Source organism: Paraburkholderia caballeronis (assembly GCF_900104845.1).
GTDB classification, from domain to species: domain Bacteria; phylum Pseudomonadota; class Gammaproteobacteria; order Burkholderiales; family Burkholderiaceae; genus Paraburkholderia; species Paraburkholderia caballeronis.
Window position 1 is genome coordinate 2,100,255 of record NZ_FNSR01000001.1, and the last position, 22,197, is coordinate 2,122,451.

Sequence of the window (22,197 nt, forward strand, 5' to 3'; positions counted from 1 at the left end):
CTTACAGTGCGAGGCTGACCGACACGAGGAACGTGCGCGGGCGGCTTTGCATGACGAACCCTTGCCCGCCGATCCAGTAGCTCCGGTTCGTCAGGTTCTCGACGTTGAAGCGAAACGCGGTCTGATGACCGGCAATCACGGTCTGGTAGCGCACCCCTGCGTCGTAGCGCGTCCATGCCGGCACAGACTGCTGGTTGCCGGCGTCGATGTATTCGGACCCGGTGTAGATCACGCGTCCGCTGACGGTCAAGCCGGGCAGGAAAAACGGATCCCATTCCGCGCCGAGGTTCAGCTGGAACCTCGCGGTGCCGGTCACGCGCTTGCCGTCGTTGGCGCCGTTGGCGGTGCTCGTCTGACGCGCATCCATCAGCGCCGCGCCGCCGAGCAGACGCACGCCGCGCGCAATCTCGCCATACGTGTTCAGTTCGAGGCCTCTGGTTCTCTGTTCGCCGTTGACGCCGTAGGTGAGATCGTCGGCCTGCGCGTTGGGGGTGGTGATCTGATACGCGCTCAATGTGGTCATGAAGCGGCCGAAATCGTATTTCGCGCCTATTTCATACTGCTTCGACACGAACGGCGCAAAGCTCTGCCCCGCGTTGCTGTAGCCGACGGGAGCCTGTCCGCCCTGTTGCAGACCTTCGATGTAATTCGCGTACAGCGACAGGTCCTCGGTCGCGCGCAGGTTCAGGCCCACGGCCGGCGTGAGCGCGGTCTTGTCGTAGTTCGAGGTCTGGACGCCGGTCGTCGAATAGTTCTTCGCGCTGACGCCCTGCTCGCGCAGGCCGACCGTGAGTTGCACGCGATCGTGCAGCACGGACATCGTGTCGGCGAACGCGATGCCATACAGTTCGGTTTCCGTGGTGCGAGGCACGTTGTCCGAATCCGCAAGCCCGGCGATGCCCGGCTGCGGGATGAACACCGGGTGATACAGGTTCGTATAGGTGGTTTCGAGCGTCGTCGCGACAATGCCGTTGTTCTCGCGCAGGCCCGACAGCGCAAACGACCAGTTGTGTTTGACCGGCCCCGTTTGCAGCGTGCCGCGCACGCCTGTTTCACCCGAAATCGTGTTGCGATACAGCGGCCAGTAGACCTGGTTCTGGCCGACGGCGCCGGCGCTGTTCATCAAAAAGGAGTTCGCGAATAGCTGCTCCTCGCGAAACTCCGAGCCGCCGATCGCCGCATACGCGGTCATGTCGGGCGTGATGTCCACTTCGCCGCGCGCGGTGGCGAACGTGGTGCGCGTGTTGTCGTACGACCACGCGTTCTGCCAGTTCGACTTCGGGTCGGACGGCGGCGCGGGAATCCTGAAGGTGCTGCTGTACATGTACAGCGTGCGCGCCGGCGAATCGTTGTCGTTCTCCCGATAGCCGAAGTTCGTCGACAGGCGCACGTGGTTGTCGGGGCTGCGCCAGTCCATCGCCAGGGTGGCCGTGCCGACCCTGCGCGACTGGTTGTCCGCCTCGGTGTCGCCATCGCGGTAAGCGCCGTTGAAACGGATGCCGAACTGCCGGTCGTCGCCGAAGCGCCGGCCGACGTCGACGCTGCCGCCGAACTGGCCGCCGATATAACCGAACGACACCTGCGCCAGTGGATCCTCCAGCGCCCGCTTCGGCACCTGATTGATATATGCGCCGACCCCGCCGATCGGCCCGAGTCCGTTGAGCAGCGCGTTCGCGCCGATCAGCACCTCGATGCGTTCGATCGATTCGATCCCCGGCGTCCCGATGCCGTACAGGCCGTCGTACGCGATATCGAGCTGCGACACCTTGTTGCCGCGAATGGTGAAGTCGGTCGAGCCGTCGTTGTCGGGATAAAGAATGCGCACCGACGGATTGTTCGCCAGCACGTCCGTGACGGAATACGCCTGCTGGTCCTGGATGAGCTGTCGCGTGTAGCTGACCGTGTTGAACGGCGTGTCCATCACGTCGCGGTTGCCGAGCAGACCGACGCGTCCGCCGGTCGCGACTTGCCCGCCGGCGTACGGAACGGGCAACGCGTTCGGGCCGCTCGCCTGACCGTTCACTTTCACCGCGGGCAACACCGCGCCTTCGGCCGCCGACGTATCGACGCTGGCCGCGCGCAGCACGTAGCTGCCGCGGATGGCGCCGGGCGCCGCGTCGAGACCGCTGCCCGCGAGAATGGCCGAGAAACCGGCGGCGAGCGGGTAATCGCCATGCAGCCCCGGACTGGCGCGGCCGGCGGTCAGTTTGCTGTCGATGGTGAGCAGCACGTTCGCTTCGCTCGCATAGCGGTTGAGCACCTGATCGAGCGTGCCGGCCGGAATGTCGTAGTGGCGGACGCCCGCGGATAGCGGTGCGGCGAGCGCCATGGCGGGCGCGAGCGCGAGGCAGCACAACAACGTGCGCGGTGGCGTGAAGCGGTGGTTCATTCCCGGTGTTCCTTTCTTGTTCGAGTGGATCGACAGTGCTTTCCTGGTATCCCGAACGAGAAAGAAAAAGTGCTACCCGACGACGAAAAAAATCGGTGCGCGGGCAAAGCCGTGGGTCAGTCCGGCCGGACCGTCACCCAGTAGCGCGTCGCGTAGTGAATGCGAACCGGCAGCGCCTGCTGCAGCGACGCGAGCGCGCGGTCGGTATCGGCCAGCGGAAAAACACCGGAGACGCGCAACGCGGCCACGGCGGGGTCGGTCCGGACGAAGCCGCTGCGATACCGGCCGAGTTCGCGGACAAACGCGTCGAGGCGCATCTGCTCGACCACCAGCTGGCCGCGTGTCCAGCTGGCCGAGCCGGCGTCGACGGGCGACAGCGCGTTCACGCGATCGGCGAAGAAGGAGGTGCTCTGGCCGGCCTCGACGCGCAACGCCTGCGTCGCGTGAGCGGGAAGCACGGACACGGCGCCCTCGTGCACCGCGACATAGGACAGCGCGTCGCCCTGTCTGACCGTGAAGCGGGTGCCGAGCGCCTGCACCGAACCCTGCGCCGTTTCGACGATGAACGCGCGGTACACGGCGGACGTCTCGTGAGCGGTGGCGACGTAGATCTCGCCGGAGCGGAGCAAGACGCGACGCTCGCTGGCGGTGAAGCGCACGTCGAGCGCCGTGCCGGTGTTCATCATCAGATGCGTACCGTCGGCGAGCACCAGGTTCCGCTGCTCGCCGGTCGCCGTGCGATAGTCGGCCGTCCAGTCGCGCCACGGCAGGCCGTCGCTTGCGGCCCACGTCAGCGCGCCCGCTCCGCCCGCGAAGACCAGCGAGCGCAGCACCGCGCGACGCCGCGCCCGCAGGCGCGCGCCCCGCAAGGTCGGCGCGGCGAGGCTCGCGGGCACGGCGCCGAGGCGCTCGTCGAGGGATTGCACGCGTTGCCATGCCGCCTCGTGCGCGGGATTCGCGCGCCGCCAGCGTTCGCACGCCTCGTGTTCGTCGCGGCTCGCTTCGCCGGACCATAGCGTGACGAGCCATTGCAACGCTTCAGCGAGGATGGCATCGCCTTCCGGTTGTACCGACGCGGACGACGGATTCAGACGAGGGCTCATCCCGCGAACGTGGAAAAGCACGCGAGCGCGGCCTTCAGCATGTACTTGCGCACGCTGGCCACCGAAACGTTCAGCTTGACGGCGATATCGGAATACGTCAGGCCGTCGAAGCGCGACAGCAGAAACGTCTCGCGTACCTTCGGCGGCAGCGACGCGAGCGCGGCGTCGATTTCAGCCAGCGTCTCGATCACGATGGCCTGCTGTTCCGCCGACGGCCACAGATCCTCCGGCATCAGCGCGAGCGAATCCCGGAACGCTGCTTCGATCTGCCTGCGCCGGTACAGGTCGACGACCAGTCCGCGCGCGATCTGCATGAGATACGCGCGCGACTCTTCCGGCTGCGGCAGCCGGCGCGACGCGATCAGGCGGACGTAGGTGTCGTGGGCGAGGTCCGCGGCCTCGAAGCTGCAGCCCAGCTTGCGCCTGAGCCAGCCATGCAGCCACGCATGATGATTCACATAGAGAGAATGGACGACATCCGTCCCGGAAGCAGACATAACCATGCCCAGCGCCGATCGATGAGGGCCTCATTGTAAATGAGAATTAATTCTATTTCTACATTTCGGGGCGACGTGTCGTGGCTCAAGCACCGTCTGCCTGGCGAGGAAAAGGAAATATCGATGGATGCCTGCCCGGTTGCGCTCGCGTGAGCAGGGCGTCGCCATTGCGGCGCCCTGCTCCGCCTCAAGCGCGGCTAGAACCGATGCACGATGCCGACGGCCAGCCCGACCATGCTGGGCGACGACGAAGGCGTCGAGTTGAAGCCGTCGCCGATCGTCGCCGTCGCGTTGATAATCGATTTGCCGTCCGTGCCGAGCGTCTTGCCGTTCGCGCGCTGATACGCCTCCACCGCATACAGGCCAGTGCGCTTGGACAGCGCGTAATACTGGGACAGATTGAACTGCTGATACTGTGCGGCACTCGTGATGCCGTTGGCCCTCGACGCGCGCGTGTAGCTGTAGCCCGTCGCGAAGTCCCAGGCGGCCGCCGGCTTCCAGTGCAGCACGACGCCGCCCGTGTTCCAGACCGCCTGATCGCGGAACGACGACCCGACGCCCGGGATGTACTGCACGTTCGTATAGGTCGCCGTGATGTCGAACTGGCTGTTGAACGTATACCCCGCGCCGACCGCAAAGCGCTGCTGCGCCTGCGCCGTCTGGTAGCCGTTGGTCACGGCCGACACGCCGGCCTGCGCGCCGGCGTTCGACGTCGTCGAGTCGACCCCGAACGGGCCGCCGCCTGACGTCGAGTTGTTGATCCGCGAGAAGCCCACCGCGAAACCGAGCGGCCCCTGCGAATACTGGATCCCCGTGGCCCACGTCGAGCCCCGGTTGATGCTGCCCGGCACGCCCGCAAGCGAATACGAGCCGCTGAACTTGAAGCCGTACAGTTTCGGCGACGTGTAAACCAGCGTATTGTTCGCGCGATAGATCGTATCCAGGCCATCCAGATCGCCCGGGTGAGCGCCGAAGAAACCGGTGAGCCAGTTCACAGGGCTGTACGGCAACAGCATCTGCACATACGACGCATACTGGCGGCCCGCCGTGAGCGTGCCGTACCTGTCGTTCGTCATCCCGACGAATGCCTGGCGGCTGAACATCAGGCCGCTTGTCGCCATCGCGCCGTTGGCGGGACTAAAACCCTGTTCGAGCGTGAAGATCGCCTTCGTGCCGCCGCCCAGGTCTTCCGCGCCCGTCAGGCCAAAGCGGCTGCCCAGCCAGACGCCGGTGAGCATCTTGACCGCCGAGCGGCCGCCCGACGTCGATCCGAGCGTCGTCGCACTCGATTGATAACCGATGCCGTTATCGACCACGCCGTACAGGGTCACCGTGCTCTGCGCGAAGGCTGGAAGCGCGACGAACACCGCTGCGCCGGCCAGTGCCGCTTTAACTTCCGGGAAGTGCTTTTTCATCTCCATGTCCTTTTTATGTTTGAATGAATTCCAGGCGTTGGGTATTACAGGTCGTAGAAAAGCAGCACACTGCCTCCGACAGTGCGCACCGGTTAAAAAATTCGATAACGTCAGGGATAAAAAATTAATACGTCCGCTTGACGAACTCGACTATCAGATTCGAAATGACATGCGCTCGCCTTCCTCGACTGGCGTCAACCTGCCGGTGAAAAGCCATGAGGCCGGCAATCCGCCGCGTCGATGGCGGCGAATCGGCGCGTCTTTTCCCGCCTGCCCGGCAACGCCGGCGAATCAGATCACCTGGGCGTATTGCGCGTATTGGGCGTATTGGGCGTGTTTAGAGGCCGGACAATGCGACCGTTCAAAAAACCCTGCACATCTTCCAGAACGCCCTGGTAAATGAGCCGGTAGTTTTCCTCCGTCACGTATCCGATATGCGGAGCGAGCACCACGTTGTCGAGCGCAAGGAACGGATGATTCGCCGGCAGCGGCTCGACATCGAACACATCGAGCGCCGCACCCGCGATGCGGTTTCCGCGCAACGCGCCGAGCAGCGCCGTCTCGTCGGCGATCGGGCCGCGCGACGTATTGACCAGATACGCGCTGGGTTTCATCAACCCGAACTCGCGCTCGCCCAGCAAACCGCGCGTGCGGTCCGACAACTTGAGATGGATCGATATCACGTCGGATCGCGTCAATAGCTCGTCCAGTTCGACGCGCTGCGCCCCCGCGGCCTGCGCCGCCTCGGCCGTCAGACGATGGCTCCAGCCCAATACGTTCATGCCGAGCATGTTTCCGTAACCCGCCATCTGCCGCCCCAGATTGCCGAGCCCAAGCACGCCGAGCGTCTTGCCGTGCAGGCCGACACCGAGCTTCGTCTGCCAGCGCCCCGCGCGCATCGCGCGTTCGTCCTGCGGCATCCAGCGCGTGACGGCGATCATCATGCCGAGCGCCAGTTCCGCGGCCGGGGTGCCGAGATCGTCGGTGCCGCAGACCTGGATGCCGCGCTCCGTTGCCGCGTCGATATCGACGGCGGCATTCCACATCGCCGCCGTGATCAGCAGCCTGAGATTCGGCAAGCGTTCGATCAGCGCGCGCGGCACGCGGGTGCGCTCGCGCATCAGGAACACGGCGTCGAACGGATGCAGCCGCTCGGCAAGCGCCTCGACCGAATCGAGATGATCCTGAAACGCCTCCACGGTAGCGTGCGGTTTCAGCGCGTCCCACTCGGCCATCCGCATGGCGACGCCCTGGTAATCGTCAAGTAATGCGACTCTCATTACGAAGAAACCTCGTCGGTGAAGACTCTATTGATCGGAGGAAGAAACGGCTTCGGACGGTTCCTGGAACCGGGGCTTCGAACGCTCGGACCACGCCTGTTTCCTCGCGAGCACGCGATGCAGCACCTCCCCGAGAATGCCGCGGCGAAACAGCATCACGACGACCACGAACGTCACGCCGAGCACCAGATTCCCGCTGTCGGTGATGGTGCTCAACTGATCGCGCAGGAACAGCACGACACCCGCGCCGAGCATCGGCCCGTACACCGTCCCCGCGCCGCCGAGCAGCGTCATCATGATCGGCTCGCCGGACGCCCGCCAGTACACGGATTCGAGACCGACGAATTCGTGCGCAAGCGCGAACAGGCCGCCCGCGACGCTGATGACGAACGCCGACAGCACATACGCGCGCAAACGCAGCCCGCGCACGTCGTACCCGATGCTGAGCATCCGTCGCTCGCTGTCGCGCGCGCCCGCGAGGGACAGCCCGAACGGCGAGCGGATGATCCTGAACACGAACGCAACGGTCAGCGCGACGACGACGAGCGCGAAGTAATAGAACGCGACCTGGTTATGCAGGCTCAGCCCGAACAACGATCCGCGCGTGATGCCGTGCAGTCCGTCCTCGCCGCCCGTATAGGCCGGCGACTGGTTGACGACGAAATAAACGATCTCCGCGAGCGCGAACGTCACCATCGAAAAGTAGATGCCCTGCTTACGGGTGATCAACGTGCCGAATGCGAACGCAACGAGCGTGCTGACCGAGATGCCAGCGACCAGGCCGATCCACATCGGGAAATGCAGCTTCGCGATGAAGATGCCGGTCAGGTACGCGCTCGCGCCCCACCACGCCGCCTGCCCGAACGACAGCAGTCCGCCGAACGAGAACAGCAGGTCGAAACCGAGCGCGCACAGGCCCCACAGCACGATGTCGCACGCCAGCACCGGATAGATGAGCCACGGCAGCACGATGCCCACCAGCAGCGCCACGAGTTTCGCCTGCCAGCTCATCACGACCCGGCGGGGGCCGGCATCGATGGGCGTGTAGTGCAGCGGAAAATGCGCGACATCGACGCCGCGGAAGATGCCGCCGGGCCGCACGATCAATACGACGATCATCACGATGTACGTGGCGGCCGTCGCGACGGGCGGGTACCAGATCGCCGCCAGCGTCGAAATCACGCCGACGAGAAAACCCATCACCACCGACCCGACAATCGAGCCGAGTCCGCCCGCGACGACGACGGCAAAGGTCGTCGCGATCATCTCCTGCCCCATGAACGGAGAGATGTTTTTCAGCGGCGAAGCGAGCACGCCAGCCAGCGCCGCGAGCCCAGCCGAAAACGCGAACACGCCGGACACCAGCAGCGGCACGCGCACGCCGAAGCAGCGCAGCAGGTTCGGCCGTTCGGTGCCCGCCCTGACGAGCGCGCCCAGACGCGTGCGCTCCAGCATGAACCAGGTCCCGCCGCAGATCACGAGCGACGCGACCAGCACGAAGAAGCGGTACTTCGGGTAGATCACGAAGCCGAGATTGACGGCGCCCGCGAGGCTCTGCGGAACGAGAAAAGGCGCGCCCTGCACGGCGAAGAAATGCCGCATCGCGTCTTCGATGATCAACGTCAGCCCGAATGTGAGCAGCAGGTTGTACGACGGATCGGCCTTGTACAGATGGCGCAGAAAGAGCCGCTCCAGCACGAGGCCGAACAGGCCGATCACAAGCGGTCCGACGATCAGCGCGGCCCACAACGAAAGACCGAACTGCGAGCCGAGCACGAACGCGATGAACGCGCCGAGCATGTAGAGCGCGCCGTGCGCGAAGTTCACGACGCGCATCATGCCGAATATGACGCTCAGCCCGAGGCTCATCATCGCAATGAACCCGCCGTTGACGAGGCCGTTGAAGAGTTGCAGCACGTAGTATTGAGTCACGATTGCCTCATCACGGATGCGTTGTAAGGGTCTGCACTACCAGTCGTGCTTGCAGGTGCTGGCCGAAGCGGGCATGAACGCCTCGTCGCCCGGAACCGTCATGAGCACCTTGAACACGTCGTCCGGCCCCTTGACTTCCTGCGGGTTCTTGACCTGCTCCAGATACATGTCGTGGACGACGATATGGTCGGCCTTGCGCCACGTCGCGTGGCGAGCGAAGAAGTCGTCGAACGTCGAGCCTTCGAGCGCCGTCGCAATACGGTCGGGGTCGTCGCTACCGGTGCGCTTCACGGCTTCGAGGACTTGCGTCACCGCCGAGTAGTTGCCCGCATGCAGGCTGCCCGGCGTAAAGCCGAATCGTTTCTTGAAGCGCGTCGCCCATTCGCTCGCGCGGGTGTCCATGTTCCAGTACCACGGGTCGGCGAGAATCGCACCGGACCATGCCGGCAGCCCGAGCGCGGCCACGTCGCTCAGGTTCATCTGTCCCGGCACCATGCGGATGCTTCCGTTCATCAGGCCGAACTCGCCCGCCTGCTTGGTGGCGTTGCGCAGGTCCTGGCCCGATTCGAGAATGCCGATCGCGTCCGCTTTCGACGCCTGCGCCTTGAGCAGGTAGCTGGAAAAATCGTCGTTGGGGAACGGCACCAGATCGTTGCCCACCACTTCCCCGCCGGCTGCCTTGGCCGCGCGGCTGAACTGCTCAAGCAGCGAATGGCCGAATGCATAGTCGGCCGTGATGAAATACCAGCGCTTCGACCCGAGCTTCGTCACGCGAGTCGCGGCGAGATTGGCGAGCGCATAGGTATCCCAGGCGTAGTGCCACGCATACCGGGTGCAGTACCTGTTGGTCAACTCCGTGGTTCCGGGGCTCACGAACGTTGTCGTGACCTTGTACTGCTTCGCGAGCTTGGCGACTTCGATCGCGGCAGCCGAGCCCGTCACGTCGGTGATCAGATTCACGCCCTGCGTTTCGATCAGCTCGCGCGCCTTGTTGACCGTGATGCCGACGTCGAGCTTGTTGTCCAGCACGATCATGCGAATCGGCACCCCGTTCACTTTTCCGCCGAAATCGTCGATCGCCATCTTCACGGCATCCACCGAGCCCTTGCCCGAGGTGTCCGAATAAACCGTCGACAGATCGGTGATCACCAGCACGGTGAACACCTTGTCTTTCATCTGTGCATACGCACTACCTGCCGTGAGTGCCGCCATCATCAGCACTCCCGCCCCTCTTCTTGCGAACCGCCGTACAGATTCGAATCCCACGTTTGTCTCCTGGTCTGACCGCTTCCATGTCACTGCCTGTTGAAGCCCGCAGAAGTAAATGCTCGCTGAATAACCCGGCAATGCAATTTACCTTGATAAATTTATTTTTTATATTTTATATTCCTCAAGACACGACGATGTCAACCCAGGGGCAATGCGAATGCATGCGCACCGGGACTGCAAACCATACTTTCACGGTCTTTCGTGGAGGAGACACCAGATGAATTATTCGGCAAGCACCGCGCAGACGCACAGCACGCGGGCCACAACGAAGCACGGGGGAGCGCCGCTCACCCTCGAAGCCCGGGGCCTCGGCAAAACCTTCAATGGTTTTGTCGCCGTGTCCGACGTGAACCTGCACTTTTCCGGCAACGGCGTGTTCGGCATCATTGGCCCGAACGGCGCCGGCAAGACAACGTTGTTTGGACTTTTGAGCGGCTTCATCAAGCCTTCCACCGGCGCGGTGTCATGCAACGGCGAGGAGATTTCGAGGCTGGAACCGGAAGCGGTCGCGCGTCTCGGACTGATCCGCAGCTTTCAGATCACCAGCATCTTTGGGCATCTGACGGTCGCCGAGAATCTCGCGATGCCGATGCAGCGCCGCGACAGCAGCGGCAACCAGTTCTGGCGCGTGAATCGCGCGCTCGACACGTACCGCGACGAGATCGATGAAACGATGCAGCGCGTCGGCATCGCATCGTCATGGCGCGACCAACCTGCCGCCGATCTGTCCTATGGCCTGAAGCGTTCGCTGGAACTCGGCGTCAGTCTCGCGGCAAGGCCGCGCATCCTGTTGCTCGACGAGCCGACGGCCGGTATGTCCACGCAGGATATCGGCCACATCATCGATCTCATCCGCGACGTTGCCGCCGAGCGCATGGTGATCATGGTCGAGCACAATCTGCGCGTGGTCTCCGACCTCGCGCGGGAAATCGTCGTGCTGCAACAGGGCCGGGTACTGACGGTTGGCCCCTATGCCGAAGTCCGGCAGAATCCGCAAGTCATCGAAGCCTATCTGGGCGGTCAACGGGAGCATGGCCATGCTTGAGGTCCGCAATCTCCAGGCGTCGTACGGCGAAACGCGCGTCCTGCAAGGCATCAACTTCGACGTGCAGGCGGGCGAAATCGTGACGCTGATTGGGCGCAACGGCGTGGGCAAGACGACGACGCTGCGCGCCATCATCGGCGATATCGCCCAACGCTCGGGCGAGGTCCGGTTTCGCGGCGTCGATATGCTTGCGATCGGACCGGAACGAACCGCGAAGGCGGGCATCGGTTATGTCGCCGAAGATCGCGGCATCTTCGCGACGCTGACGGTGCGCGAGAATCTGACCGTTTCGCCCGTGCGCGGCCCCGCCGCGTGGCCGCTCGAACGCATTTACGAGCAGTTCCCCGTGTTGCGCGAGCGCGGCGATCAGCCCGCGTCGACGCTATCGGGCGGCGAACAGCAGATGCTCGCGATCGCCCGGCCGCTTTGCATGGGCTCCGAACTGATCCTGCTCGACGAACCCACGGAAGGCCTGGCGCCGGTGATCGTCGACCGCATCGGCGAGATCATCCGGCGGCTCAAGGAGGACGGCCGCACGATTCTGCTGGTCGAACAGAATCTGCGTTTCGCGATCTCGGTCGCGGACCGGCACAACCTGATGGTCGATGGGCGGATCGTGCAGACGCTGTCCAATCGGGACGTGATCGAACGCGAGGAGCAACTGCTCGAACATCTCGGAGTGTGAGGGGCAACGCGGAAACCCGTTGGCGCTCTTTGCTCGCGGCCGGAAACGTGGCGGCCGCGAGGGCGCTTTCGATTTCGTGGCGGCTTTTGCTTGCGGCCCGCACGTTGAAATCGGACAAAGACCAGCAAAACCGCCGCCGCGAACTACCCCGCTTCGCGATGCAACCGGGGCGTCGCGCGCTCCCCGCCACTCCCGCTCCGCCCTTCGACCCGCGCCACAACGCGCGCATAGTCGTCGGGCGTATCCATATCGACGGTAAACCGGTCGCTCGCTGCGTCGTACACGAACACTTCGTCCGCGTGCTCCGCGATCAGCTTGCGGCAGCCGGGATTCACGTGCCCGTTCACGACCTCGGGCGCATAGCTCGCCGCGAACAGCACCGGATTGCCGCGCTGTCCCTCGAACCTCGGCACGAGGATAGACCCGCGCGGCATCGCCGCATACGCATCGATCAACTCGCGATAGTCGCGCGATTCGAGCAGCACCTGATCGGCAAGACAGATCATCACGACGTCGCAAGCCGCGCGCAATGCAGCGACGCCGGCCGCGACCGACGTCATCTGTCCGTCGCGATAACGCGGGTTGGGCTGAAACTCCACCGGCAGCCCGTCGAGCGCATCGAACACCGCATGCGCATTAAAGCCGGTCACGACGACGACCTCCTGCGGCTGCGCGCCGAGCACCGCGTGCACGACGCGCCGCACCGCGGGCTCGCCATCGACCGGCAGCAGCAGCTTGTGCCGCCCTTCCATCCGCGACGACAAACCCGCCGCGAGCACCACCGCGGAAAACGTCGGCAACGGCGGCGTCCCGTGTGTCTCGTCGTACAGCACGGTCATCTGCCCTCTCCTTTCGCGCCCTGCGCGGCAATGGCCAGATAACGCTCCGGCGCGCGCTCGAACTCCGTCTTGCAGCAGTCGCAGCAGAAATACACGCGCTCGCCGCGATACTCGACCACGTGTTTCGCGGTCGCGATCTCGACGCTCATCCCGCAGACCGGATTCACATAACGGCCAACAGCCTGCGCGGGCCGCGCGTCGATGGTCTCGCAAGGCGGCAACGGCGGCACCGGCTCGGTCGTCACCGTCGCCAGGTCCGCGCCGGAAACCGCCGGCGCCGCGCTCGCCTGCTCCAGTTCATGCCGCAGCGCGACGAGCCCCGCCACCGCGCCGAGCGCGATCTCCTGCGGCGTATGCGCATGGATCGGCGGCCCCGCCGGCGCGCGCAGCGCCGCGAGCCGCGTTTCGCCGATGCCGCGCAGCCGCATCGCATCGCGCAGCCGTTCCGCCTTGCGCTGGCTCGCGATCAGCAACACCGCCGACGCAGTGCTGCGCAGCGCGGCTTCGAGCGCATCCTCGTCGCCGTCGCCCTGGGTCGCGACGAGCATCAGCGCGGGCGTCATCCGGCTCAACGCGTCCGCATCGAAGCGCGCGCCGCGCGGCGAGTCGGCCGCGATCGACGCGCGCAGGCCTACCCGCCGAGCGAGCACGCAGGCCTCGTGCGCGGCCGGCGTCGCGCCGAACACGACGACGAGCGGCGCAGGCACCGTCGGCTGGATGAACAGTTCGAGCGCGCCGTTGCTCGCGCACGGCATTGCGTGCGATTCGACCTCGGCGTCCGGCGCGCCCGGCTCGTTGCTGATCCGCACGCGCTTCGGCTGCCCCGAGCGGATGGCGTCGCGCGCCGCGTCGATCACGATCGGGCGCGAACAGCCGCCACCGATCCAGCCGTGCAGCGTGCCGTCGCCTTCGACCAGCGCCTGCGCGCCGACGCGCGTCGAGGTCGGCGGCGCGGCGCGGATCACGGTGACGACCGCGAACGGCTCGCCGGCGTCGATCAGCCGTTGTTCGAGTTGCAGCAGCGTATCGGTATCGGCCACGGAGACAACGGCAGGTTCGACGATATCGGCGTTCATTGCAGCCTCGCCAGCACTTGAGGAAAGATGCGTTCGACGCTCGCGAGATCGCGGCCGCCCGCGAGCAGGTCCAGATGCGGCAGCGCGGCCCGCATTCCCGCGCTCGCCGGCGTGAAGCCGGGGCTGTCCGCGAGCGGGTTCAGCCACACGACCGAATGACAGCGGCGGCGGATCGCGGCGAGCGCGTCGCCCAGTTGCGCGGCGTCGCCCGCGTCGTAACCGTCGCTGACGATCACGACCGCGGTGCGCGCATGCAGCAGCCGCGCCGCGTGCCGCCGGTTGAATTCGGTGAGGCTGTCGCCGATCCGCGTGCCGCCGGCCCAGCCTTGCGACAGCAGTTGCAGCCGCTCCTGCGAGCGCCATGGGTCCGGGTCGCGCAGCGCGTCGCCGATGCCGGTGAGCCGCGTATGGAACATGAACGTGTGCACGTCCGGCACGTGCGCGCCGAGCACGCGCGCGAGCCGCAGATAGAAGAAGCTGTACAGGCTCATCGAGCGGCTCACGTCGAGCAGCAGCACGATGCGCGGACGCCGCCGCTGCCGCCGTCGCCAGCCTAGTTCGACCGGCAGCCCGCCGCGCGACACGCTGCGCCGGATCGTCCAGCGCAGGTCGATCGCATGGCCCGTGCTCGCGCGGCGCTCGCGGCGCGTTTCGATGCCGCGCAGACGCTGCGCGAAACGGCGGATCGCGGCGTCGATCGCGAACAGTTCGTCGCGCTCGTGCAGATGGCGAAAGTCCGCGTGCGCGAGCGACGCGTGCGACGTCGCGCCTTCGTCGGCGGTCGAGCCTTCGCCGTCCGGCGCACCGCCGCCGCGCTGGTTCGCGAGTTTCAGCGGCGTGCCTTCGCTCGTGTCGCGCGGTCCCGCGTCGGCTTCGGCGCTATCGTCGTCGTGCGCGAGCGGTCCCGCGCCGCTCACCCGCGTCTCGACCAGCCGCCGCCGGTTCGGCGCGAGAAAATACGCGTCGAACAGTTCGTCGAAACGCCGCCACTCCTCCGCGCGCGAGCACAGCAGCGCGCGCAGGCTCCAGCGCAGCACGTCGCTGTCCAGTTGCCCCATCCTTTGCGCGACCTCCATCGACGCGGCCACGTCCGCGCTCGTCACGCGAAACTCGTTCGCGCGCAGCCAGCCGGCGAAACCCGCATAACGCTGCGTGAGCGCGTCCGCGAGCGCCGAACGCGGCGGACGCGGCGGACGATGCGGCGCGCAGTCGATCGCGGTCAGCATGACGCCACCAGCTTTTCGACGACGGGGCGCGTGAGTTCCGCCTGGTCCTCGCGTGTCTTCACGAGCGCGGCGAGCGAATCCATCACGCGGTCCACGCCGTCTTCGTCGCCGCTGTCGAGCGCGCCGACGCCGAGCCGCAGCAGCGCGGCGACCCAGTCGAGCGTTTCCGCGAGCCCTGGCTTTCTGCGCAGATCCCGCTGCCGCACCGCCTGCACGAATTCGACGATCTGCCGCGCGAGTTTTTCCGGCACGTCCGGCGCATGGGTCTGCACGATCAGCAGTTCGCGCTCGAAGCTCGGGTAATCGACGTACTGATACAGGCAGCGGCGGCGCAGCGCGTCGGAGATCTCGCGCGTGCCGTTCGACGTGAGGATCACATACGGAATCTCGGTCGCGCGGATCACGCCGAGTTCCGGAATCGACAACTGGAAGTCCGACAGCAGTTCGAGCAGATACGCTTCGAACGCTTCGTCGGTGCGGTCGATCTCGTCGATCAGCAGCACCGGCGCGGGCGTCGTCGTGATCGCGTCGAGCAGCGGACGCTTCAGCAGATAACGCTCGGAAAAGATGTCCTGCTCCTTGTCCGCGAGCGGCCGCGCGTCCTGCTCGAACAGCTTGATCGCGAGAAGCTGGTGCGGATAGTTCCACTCGTACAGCGCGGTGTGCGCGTCGAGTCCCTCGTAGCATTGCAGCCGGATCAGCCGCGTGTCGAGCAGCCGCGCGAGCGCCTTCGCGACCTCGGTCTTGCCGACGCCCGCCTCGCCCTCGATCAGCAAGGGACGGCGCATGTCGAGCGTCAGCAGCAGCGCGGCCGCGAAGCTGCGCTCGGCGATGAAGCCGTGCGCCGCGAGCCGCTGCTGCAACGCGACGACGTCGGGCATCCGGTCGGTCGTCATGGCGGCTCCGTTAGTCGTCCGTCGCGATCGTCACGCGGTCTTGCGCGAGAACAGCCCGCGCAGCCAGTCGCGGAACACCGCCCACGCGAACGCGAAGCCGTTCAGCTCCGCGTTTTTCGGCGGGGCCTGCATCGGAACAAGCGCGGGGCCAGCGGTCGCGGTGGCCGGATCGTCGCCGCCTTCGGTCTGCGCGGATGCCGCGGGCGATGCGGCCGAAGCCGCCGCGCGCTGCGCGTTCACCGCGTCCAGTTGCGCGGAGAAGTTCGCGACGAACTGCTTCAGCATCTGCTCGGATACCGGTCCCATCAGCCGCCCGCCGAGCGCGGCGGCCTTGCCGCTCATCGTCACCTCGCTCTTGCCGGTCAGTTCGCACGCCCCTTCGCCCGCCGGCCGCACCGACGCGTTCAGGTCCATCGTCGCGGCCGAGCCGCCGGTCGCGTCGGTGCCTTTACCCGCGAGATGCAGGCTGCGCGACGCGGCGTCGAGCGCGAGCACTTCGATGTCGCCCTTGAACGACATCGTCGCCGGCCCGAGCCGCACGGTGATCGTGCCTTTGTAATGCGTGTCGTCGATGCGTTCGGTGACCTTCGCGCCCGGCATGCAGCCGGCGACGGCCTCGATGTCCTGCATCAGCCGCCATGCGTCGTCGGCGCTCGCCGTGAGCGGAAACAGCTTGTCGAGTACGACTTTCATGGTTTTGTCCTCGCCGCCTCAGGCCCGCGCGAGGCCCAGCTCGCGGCATTGCTGCCACACCCGATACGCGTTGTGCGGCATGTTCATGTGCGTGACGCCGAGGTGCGCGAACGCATCGACGACGGCGGACGTGAAGCACGGAATCGAGCCGACGTGCGGCGATTCCGCGACGCCCTTCGCGCCGATCGGATGATGCGGCGACGGCGTCACCGTGTAGTCGGTCTCCCAGTGCGGGGTTTCGACGGCGGTCGGCACGAAGTAGTCGAGCAGCGTTGCGCCGAGCAGGTTGCCTGATTCATCGTACGGCAGTTCCTGGCCGAGCGCGACCGCGAAACCCTCGGTCAGCCCGCCGTGAATCTGTCCCTCGATGATCATCGGGTTGATCCGCGTGCCGCAGTCGTCGAGCGCGTAGAAGCGGCGCACGCGGATCTCGCCGGTGTAGCGGTTCACGTCGAGCACGCACACATACGCGCCGAACGGGAACGTGAAGTTCGGCGGGTCGTAGTAGTCGACCGCTTCGAGGCCCATTTCAAGACCTTCGGGCACGTTGTTGTACGCGGCCCACGCCACTTCCTTCACGGTCTTGAACTGGTCCGGCGCGCCCTTCAGCACGAAGCGGTCCAGATCGAATTCGACGTCGTCGGGGCTCGCTTCGAGCAGATGCGCGGCGATCCTGCGCGCCTTCTCGCGGATCTTGCGCGACGCGCGCGCGACGGCCGCGCCGGCCACCGGCGTCGAGCGCGACCCGTAGGTGCCGAGCCCGTACGGCGCGGTGGACGTGTCGCCCTCCTCGACCGCGATCTGCGACGCGGGAATGCCGGCCTCCGACGCGATGATCTGCGCATAGGTGGTCTGGTGGCCTTGCCCCTGGGTGATCGTGCCCATCCGCGCGATCGCGGAGCCGTCCGGATGCACGCGGATCTCGCACGAATCGAACATGCCCACGCCGAGGATGTCGCACATCTTCGACGGCCCCGCGCCGACGATCTCGGTGAAGTTCACGACGCCGATCCCCATCAGCCATTCGGCGTCCGGGTCCATGCGGCGCTGCGCCTGCTCCGCGCGCAGCCCGTCGTAGTCGACCGCCGCGAGCACCTTGCGCAGCGCGGGTTCGTAGTCGCCGGAGTCGTATTCGAGGCCGAGCGGCGTCGTGTACGGGAACTGCTCCTTGCGGATGAAGTTGCGCAGCCGCAGTTCCGCCTTGTCGATGCCGAGCTTCTGCGCGAGCACGTCCATCATCCGCTCGATCAGATACACCGCCTCGGTCACGCGGAACGAGCAGCGGTACGCGACGCCGCCCGGAAACTTGTTCGTGTACACGCCGTCCACCGACACGAACGCGTTCGGGATCGCATACGAGCCGGTGCACACATGGAACATGCCGGCCGGCCACTTCGTCGGGTCCGCGCACGCGTCGAACGCGCCGTGGTCGGCGACCACGTTCACGCGCAGCGCCTTGATGCGGCCGTCGTTGTCGGCGGCGAGTTCGCCGGTCATGTGATAGTCGCGCGCGAACGCGGTGCTGGACAGGTTCTCGTTGCGCGACTCGATCCACTTGACCGGCCGCCCGAGCACGATCGACGCGACGATCGACGTCACGTAACCCGGATATACGCCGACCTTGTTGCCGAAACCGCCGCCGATGTCCGGCGAGATGATGCGGATCTTCGATTCGGGAATCGACGACAGCAGCCCGACCACGGTGCGCACGACGTGCGGCGCCTGCGACGTGATGTACACGGTCAGGTCGCCGCGCACCTTGTCGAACGACGCGACGCAGCCGCAGGTTTCGAGCGGACACGGATGCACGCGCGGATACAGCATGTCCTGCCTGACGGTCACGTCGGCCGTCTCGAACATCCGGTCGGTCTTGTCGCGGTCGCCCATCGTCCACGTGAAGATGTGGTTCGGATGGCGGCGCTTGCCATGCGCGCCGGTGTCCTTGTCGCGGATGTCGTCGCGGATCACCGGCGCATCCGGTTCGAGCGCGGCGAACGGATCGACGACGGCCGGCAGTTCCTCGTATTCGACCTCGACGAGTTCGGCCGCGTCGGCGGCCACGTAGCGGTCGTTCGCGACGACGAACGCGACTTCCTGGTTCTGGAAGCAGACCTTTTCGTCCGCGAGCACCGCCTGCACGTCGCCGGCGAGCGTCGGCATCCAGTGCAGCTTCAGCGGTTTCAGGTCGTCGGCGGTGAGCACCGCGTGCACGCCCGGAAACGCGAGCGCGCGCGACTTGTCGATGCGCCTGATCCGCGCGTGTGCATACGGGCTGCGCACCATCACGCCGAACAGCATGCCCGGCATTTTCACGTCGTCGACGTAGGTGCCCTTGCCCTGGATGAAACGCGGGTCCTCGCGGCGCTTGCGCGAGCAGCCCATGCCTTCGAGCGCGGCCAGGCGTTCGAGATTCGGTGCAAGATTGGCGTCGAGATTGCCCATGGCGTGTCTCCCGGCGTCAGTGCGCATCGGCCGTCGCGGCCGCTTCGATCAGCGGATGCGAGGTCTCGGGCGCTTCGCCGCGCAGCTTGCGCGACGCGTATTGCACGGCCTTCACGATGTTCTGGTAGCCGGTGCAGCGGCACAGGTTCCCCGCCATCCAGTAGCGGATTTCCTCTTCGGTCGGGTTGGGGTTTTCCTGTAGCAGCCGATATGCGCGCATCAGCATGCCCGGCGTACAGAAGCCGCACTGCAACCCGTGTTCCTGCATGAAGCCTTCCTGCAGCGCGTGCAGTTCGCCGCCCTGCGCGAGCCCTTCGACCGTCGTCACCTGCGCGCCTTCGGCCTGCACGGTCAGCAGCGTGCACGATTTCACCGACATGCCGTTGAAATCGACCGTGCACGCGCCGCAGTGCGACGTCTCGCAGCCGATGTGCGGGCCGGTGTGCTGGCACTTCTCGCGCAGCGTATGGATCAGCAGTTCGCGCGGCTCGACGACCACGTCGACCTGACCGCCGTTCAGCGTGAACGACACCATCGTCCTGTTGCTCATCTCGTGTTCTCCCGATCGGTGCTAGTGGGCCGCGCGGTCATACGCGGTGCGCAACGCGCGGCGCGTCATCTCGCCGGCCATCGCGCGCTTGTAGTCCGGGTCGCCGCGCAGGTCGGCGACCGGGTCGCAGGCGGCCATCGCGAGCCGCGCCGCTGCCGTGATCGCGGCGTCGTCGAGCGGCTTGCCGAGCAGCGCCTGTTCGGCGTCGGTCGCATGGATCGCGGCGTCGCCGACATTGGTCAGCGCAATCCGCGCGTGCGCGACGCTGCCCCGTTCGATTCGCAGCGTGACGGCCGCCGCCGCGGTCGCGAAGTCGCCGGTCTTGCGCTTGAGCTTCGCGTAGCAATAACCGGTGCCGGCGGGCGGCACCGGAATGCGGATGCCGGTCATGATCTCGCCCGGCTCCATCAGCGTCGCATAGGTGCCGACGAAAAAGCCGTCCGCCGGCAGCACGCGTTCGCCGTGCTCGCCTTGCAGCACGAACGACGCGTCGAGCGCGATCGCGAGCGCGGGATGGTCGTTGCCGGGGTCGCCGTGCGAGAGGTCGCCGCCGAGCGTGCCGCGATAGCGCACCTGCGGGTCGGAAATCTGCCGCGCGCCTTCGACCAGCAGCGGGCATTTTTCCTGCAGCAGCGTGGACCAGATCAGTTCGTTCTCGGTCGTCATCGCGCCGATCCACAGCGTTCCGCCGTCGTCGCGGATGCCTTTCAGTTCGGATAGCTTGCCGAGATCGATCAGGTGTTCGGGCTGCGCGAAACGCAGCTTCATCATCGGCAGCAGGCTGTGTCCGCCGGCGAGCAGCTTGGCGGCGTCGCCATGCGCGCCGAGCAGCGCGAGCGCCTCGGGCAGCGTGTTCGGCGCGTGATATTCGAATGGACGAGGGATCACACCGGTCTCCTTGTTGTCATCCTCCTGCGGTCGAGGATTTCACAATGCGTCGCAGCAATTCAACGTGTTTTCGCGAACGGCGGGCTGGTTGCGCCGGCACCCGGAAAACTTGCGCGAAACCGGGAAAAGCCGTACAACGGACGCACTGCCCTCGCCCGTTTCGCGCGCTGCCATGCCCGCCGCGCATCAGAGGAAACCCTGGATGAAGCCGTTCGCGCCCACCGTCCCGACGACTCCCGACGCCCGCCGCGCCGAGACTTTCCAGCATCGTCTGGAGCAGTTCAACCCAGGGGTCGTGTGGCTCGACGCGCAGGGGCGCGTGACCGCATTCAACGACGTCGCATTGCAGATTCTCGGGCCGGCCGGCGAGCAGTCGCTCGGCGTCGCGCAGGACAAGCTGTTCGGCATCGACGTCGTGCAACTGCATCCGGAAAAGAGCCGCGACAAGCTGCGTTTCCTGCTGCAGTCGCGCGACGCGGGCGGCTGCCCGGTGAAGTCGCCGCCGCCGGTCGCGATGATGATCAACATCCCGGACCGCATCCTGATGATCAAGGTGTCCGGCATGGCGGACATGCGCGGCGCGTGCGGCACCTGCATGATCTTCTACGACGTGACCGACCTGACGACCGAACCGGCCGCGCAGACGCCGGCCGGCGACGCGGCGACGCCGCGGCGGCTCTTCAAGATTCCGGTGTACCGCAAGAACCGCGTGATCCTGATCGACCTGAAGGACATCGTGCGTTTCCAGGGCGACGGCCACTACACGACGATCGTCACGCGCGACGACCGTTACCTCTCGAACCTGTCGCTTGCGGACCTCGAACTGCGGCTCGACAGCAGCATTTATCTGCGCGTGCATCGCAGCCACATCGTCAGCCTGCCGTATGCGGTCGAACTCGTGAAGTCGGAAGAAAGCGTGAATCTCGTGATGGACGACGCGGAGCGCACCGCGGTGCCGGTCAGCCGCGCGAAAGCCGCTCAACTGAAGGAACTGCTCGGCGTGATCTGACGCGCGGCGGCGGCCTCGCGGCGCGCGGGCGCGCATCGACGCTACAATCGCGGACACCGCTGCGCCGCAGCACCGCATGCGCGGCGGCGCCTCTCCCCGTTTCGCGCACCCGCTTCCGCCATGGCCCGCATCCACCTGCAGTTCCCCGAAGACCAGTATTGCTACTCGACGCACCTGACCGTGCGGATCACCGACATCAACTTCGCGAATCATCTGGGCAACGACTCGATGATCTCGATGATTTCGGAGGCGCGCGCCCGTTTCCTGTACGACTCGGGCGTCGAGGAGCAGCCGGATTCGCGCACCGGCATCATCGTCACCGATCTCGCGACGACCTATCGCGCGGAAGCGCATGCGCGCGACCAGTTGCTGTTCGAGGTCGGGCTGATGGACTTCAACCGCTACGGCGGCGACATCATCTTCCGCATCACGCGGCCGGCCGACGGCGTGCTCGTCGCGATGGCGAAGTCGGGTTTCGTGTTCTTCGACTACGGCGCGAAGAAGGTCGTGCCGATGCCCGAGACGTTCAGCAGCCGGTTTCCGCGCGTGAACTGGGTCGGTTGAAAAACCTCAGCACATCGGTCAGCGCGGCTGGAACGCGATCAGCGCCATGCCGGTCAGCGCGAACGCGATGCCGGCGAGATCCCAGCCGGTCGGCCGGATCGATTCGACCGCCCACAGCCAGAAGATCGCGACGCAGATGTACACGCCGCCATACGCGGCGTAGGTGCGCCCGGCGGCGCTCGGGTGCAGCGTGAGCAGCCACGCGAACAGCGCGAGCGATACGGCGGCCGGAACCAGCAGCCAGAAACTCGCGCCCTCGCGCAACCAGCGGTACGGCAGATAACAGCCGACGATCTCGGCAAGCGCGGTGGCGACGAACAGCAGCAAGGTCTTCATCGGGCGGCGGGGGGCACGGTTGGGCGCGGACGGGCGGCCATGTTACCGCAGCCGCCGCCGTGC

At 66.1% G+C, this 22,197-nt stretch carries 20 protein-coding genes; 4 read left to right on the forward strand and 16 right to left on the reverse strand.

The genetic code is table 11. The features are described 5' to 3' along the window. Position 1: 1 nt before the first annotated feature. The 7 genes from BLV92_RS09375 to BLV92_RS09405 all read right to left on the reverse strand — a co-directional run bounded on the left by BLV92_RS09375 (position 2) and on the right by BLV92_RS09405 (position 9,963). Positions 2-2,389, reverse strand: coding sequence for a TonB-dependent receptor (locus BLV92_RS09375; protein ID WP_090544321.1), 2,388 nt, complete (start codon positions 2,387-2,389; stop codon positions 2-4). Between the two features lie 116 nt (positions 2,390-2,505). Then, positions 2,506-3,492, reverse strand: a complete 987-nt coding sequence (locus tag BLV92_RS09380; RefSeq protein WP_090544323.1) for a FecR domain-containing protein — start codon at positions 3,490-3,492, stop codon at positions 2,506-2,508. Beyond that, positions 3,489-3,989, reverse strand: a complete 501-nt coding sequence (locus tag BLV92_RS09385; protein ID WP_090544325.1) for a sigma-70 family RNA polymerase sigma factor — start codon at positions 3,987-3,989, stop codon at positions 3,489-3,491. Before BLV92_RS09385 ends, BLV92_RS09380 begins: the two co-directional genes overlap by 4 nt. 197 nt (positions 3,990-4,186) lie before the next feature. Next, the gene (locus BLV92_RS09390; protein ID WP_090546958.1) at positions 4,187-5,404 is read right to left on the reverse strand and encodes a porin; all 1,218 of its coding nucleotides are present in this window, start codon (positions 5,402-5,404) and stop codon (positions 4,187-4,189) included. Between the two features lie 296 nt (positions 5,405-5,700). Next, positions 5,701-6,639 carry a D-2-hydroxyacid dehydrogenase family protein gene (locus tag BLV92_RS09395; protein WP_244283770.1) on the reverse strand — a complete coding sequence of 313 codons (939 nt, stop codon included), beginning with the start codon at positions 6,637-6,639 and terminating at the stop codon, positions 5,701-5,703. Positions 6,640-6,711: 72 nt separating this feature from the next. Beyond that, complete coding sequence (locus tag BLV92_RS09400) at positions 6,712-8,616, reverse strand: ABC transporter permease (RefSeq protein ID WP_143040666.1); 1,905 nt, start codon at positions 8,614-8,616, stop codon at positions 6,712-6,714. A 36-nt stretch (positions 8,617-8,652) separates the two neighbouring features. Further along, positions 8,653-9,963, reverse strand: a complete 1,311-nt coding sequence (locus tag BLV92_RS09405; protein ID WP_134046582.1) for an ABC transporter substrate-binding protein — start codon at positions 9,961-9,963, stop codon at positions 8,653-8,655. 139 nt (positions 9,964-10,102) lie between these two features. On the opposite strand from BLV92_RS09405, the gene BLV92_RS09410 reads away from it, so the two are divergent. Continuing rightward, entirely contained in the window at positions 10,103-10,930 is an 828-nt protein-coding gene (locus BLV92_RS09410; RefSeq protein WP_090544333.1) for an ABC transporter ATP-binding protein, read from the forward strand. After that, positions 10,923-11,615, forward strand: coding sequence for an ABC transporter ATP-binding protein (locus BLV92_RS09415; RefSeq protein WP_090544335.1), 693 nt, complete (start codon positions 10,923-10,925; stop codon positions 11,613-11,615). Before BLV92_RS09410 ends, BLV92_RS09415 begins: the two co-directional genes overlap by 8 nt. 143 nt (positions 11,616-11,758) lie before the next feature. Here BLV92_RS09415 and BLV92_RS09420 read toward each other — a convergent pair whose 3' ends face one another. The 8 genes from BLV92_RS09420 to BLV92_RS09455 are packed head-to-tail and all read right to left on the reverse strand — an operon-like array spanning position 11,759 to position 20,225. Further along, the gene (locus BLV92_RS09420; RefSeq protein WP_090544337.1) at positions 11,759-12,454 is read right to left on the reverse strand and encodes a nucleotidyltransferase family protein; all 696 of its coding nucleotides are present in this window, start codon (positions 12,452-12,454) and stop codon (positions 11,759-11,761) included. Further along, positions 12,451-13,530, reverse strand: a complete 1,080-nt coding sequence (locus tag BLV92_RS09425; RefSeq protein ID WP_090544339.1) for an XdhC family protein — start codon at positions 13,528-13,530, stop codon at positions 12,451-12,453. The genes BLV92_RS09420 and BLV92_RS09425 overlap by 4 nt, the downstream gene beginning before the upstream one ends. Then, positions 13,527-14,756 (reverse strand): vWA domain-containing protein, encoded by a 1,230-nt coding sequence (locus BLV92_RS09430; protein WP_090544341.1) that lies wholly within the window; start codon positions 14,754-14,756, stop codon positions 13,527-13,529. The genes BLV92_RS09425 and BLV92_RS09430 overlap by 4 nt, the downstream gene beginning before the upstream one ends. Next, a complete protein-coding gene (locus tag BLV92_RS09435) occupies positions 14,750-15,652 on the reverse strand; it encodes an AAA family ATPase (protein WP_090544343.1) in 903 nt (300 codons plus the stop codon). Before BLV92_RS09435 ends, BLV92_RS09430 begins: the two co-directional genes overlap by 7 nt. Before the next feature lie 30 nt (positions 15,653-15,682). Then, positions 15,683-16,345 carry an SRPBCC family protein gene (locus BLV92_RS09440; protein WP_090544345.1) on the reverse strand — a complete coding sequence of 221 codons (663 nt, stop codon included), beginning with the start codon at positions 16,343-16,345 and terminating at the stop codon, positions 15,683-15,685. 18 nt (positions 16,346-16,363) lie between these two features. Continuing rightward, positions 16,364-18,787, reverse strand: coding sequence for an aerobic carbon-monoxide dehydrogenase large subunit (locus BLV92_RS09445; protein WP_090544347.1), 2,424 nt, complete (start codon positions 18,785-18,787; stop codon positions 16,364-16,366). Between the two features lie 16 nt (positions 18,788-18,803). Further along, positions 18,804-19,337, reverse strand: a complete 534-nt coding sequence (locus BLV92_RS09450) for a (2Fe-2S)-binding protein (RefSeq protein WP_090544349.1) — start codon at positions 19,335-19,337, stop codon at positions 18,804-18,806. 21 nt (positions 19,338-19,358) lie between these two features. Continuing rightward, positions 19,359-20,225: an FAD binding domain-containing protein gene (locus BLV92_RS09455; protein WP_090544351.1), complete on the reverse strand. Its 867-nt coding sequence runs from the start codon at positions 20,223-20,225 to the stop codon at positions 19,359-19,361. A gap of 202 nt (positions 20,226-20,427) precedes the next feature. Between BLV92_RS09455 and BLV92_RS09460 the strand changes: the two genes are divergently transcribed. Further along, the gene (locus tag BLV92_RS09460; RefSeq protein ID WP_090544353.1) at positions 20,428-21,234 is read left to right on the forward strand and encodes a PAS domain-containing transcriptional regulator; all 807 of its coding nucleotides are present in this window, start codon (positions 20,428-20,430) and stop codon (positions 21,232-21,234) included. A gap of 120 nt (positions 21,235-21,354) precedes the next feature. After that, complete coding sequence (locus BLV92_RS09465; protein ID WP_090544356.1) at positions 21,355-21,798, forward strand: thioesterase family protein; 444 nt, start codon at positions 21,355-21,357, stop codon at positions 21,796-21,798. An 18-nt stretch (positions 21,799-21,816) separates the two neighbouring features. Here the strand turns inward: BLV92_RS09465 and BLV92_RS09470 are convergent, their stop codons facing one another. Then, entirely contained in the window at positions 21,817-22,134 is a 318-nt protein-coding gene (locus BLV92_RS09470; protein ID WP_090544357.1) for a YnfA family protein, read from the reverse strand. Positions 22,135-22,197 lie beyond the last annotated feature (63 nt).

What these genes read in the sequence shown, in the direction of transcription:
- BLV92_RS09375 (WP_090544321.1), bottom strand. Translation starts at nt 2,389, where the DNA reads ATGAACCACCGCTTCACGCCACCGCGCACGTTGTTGTGCTGCCTCGCG.
- BLV92_RS09380 (WP_090544323.1), bottom strand. Translation starts at nt 3,492, where the DNA reads ATGAGCCCTCGTCTGAATCCGTCGTCCGCGTCGGTACAACCGGAAGGC.
- BLV92_RS09385 (WP_090544325.1), bottom strand. Translation starts at nt 3,989, where the DNA reads ATGTCTGCTTCCGGGACGGATGTCGTCCATTCTCTCTATGTGAATCAT.
- BLV92_RS09390 (WP_090546958.1), bottom strand. Translation starts at nt 5,404, where the DNA reads ATGAAAAAGCACTTCCCGGAAGTTAAAGCGGCACTGGCCGGCGCAGCG.
- BLV92_RS09395 (WP_244283770.1), bottom strand. Translation starts at nt 6,639, where the DNA reads ATGGCCGAGTGGGACGCGCTGAAACCGCACGCTACCGTGGAGGCGTTT.
- BLV92_RS09410 (WP_090544333.1), top strand. Translation starts at nt 10,103, where the DNA reads ATGAATTATTCGGCAAGCACCGCGCAGACGCACAGCACGCGGGCCACA.
- BLV92_RS09415 (WP_090544335.1), top strand. Translation starts at nt 10,923, where the DNA reads ATGCTTGAGGTCCGCAATCTCCAGGCGTCGTACGGCGAAACGCGCGTC.
- BLV92_RS09420 (WP_090544337.1), bottom strand. Translation starts at nt 12,454, where the DNA reads ATGACCGTGCTGTACGACGAGACACACGGGACGCCGCCGTTGCCGACG.
- BLV92_RS09425 (WP_090544339.1), bottom strand. Translation starts at nt 13,530, where the DNA reads ATGAACGCCGATATCGTCGAACCTGCCGTTGTCTCCGTGGCCGATACC.
- BLV92_RS09430 (WP_090544341.1), bottom strand. Translation starts at nt 14,756, where the DNA reads ATGCTGACCGCGATCGACTGCGCGCCGCATCGTCCGCCGCGTCCGCCG.
- BLV92_RS09435 (WP_090544343.1), bottom strand. Translation starts at nt 15,652, where the DNA reads ATGACGACCGACCGGATGCCCGACGTCGTCGCGTTGCAGCAGCGGCTC.
- BLV92_RS09440 (WP_090544345.1), bottom strand. Translation starts at nt 16,345, where the DNA reads ATGAAAGTCGTACTCGACAAGCTGTTTCCGCTCACGGCGAGCGCCGAC.
- BLV92_RS09445 (WP_090544347.1), bottom strand. Translation starts at nt 18,787, where the DNA reads ATGGGCAATCTCGACGCCAATCTTGCACCGAATCTCGAACGCCTGGCC.
- BLV92_RS09450 (WP_090544349.1), bottom strand. Translation starts at nt 19,337, where the DNA reads ATGAGCAACAGGACGATGGTGTCGTTCACGCTGAACGGCGGTCAGGTC.
- BLV92_RS09460 (WP_090544353.1), top strand. Translation starts at nt 20,428, where the DNA reads ATGAAGCCGTTCGCGCCCACCGTCCCGACGACTCCCGACGCCCGCCGC.
- BLV92_RS09465 (WP_090544356.1), top strand. Translation starts at nt 21,355, where the DNA reads ATGGCCCGCATCCACCTGCAGTTCCCCGAAGACCAGTATTGCTACTCG.
- BLV92_RS09470 (WP_090544357.1), bottom strand. Translation starts at nt 22,134, where the DNA reads ATGAAGACCTTGCTGCTGTTCGTCGCCACCGCGCTTGCCGAGATCGTC.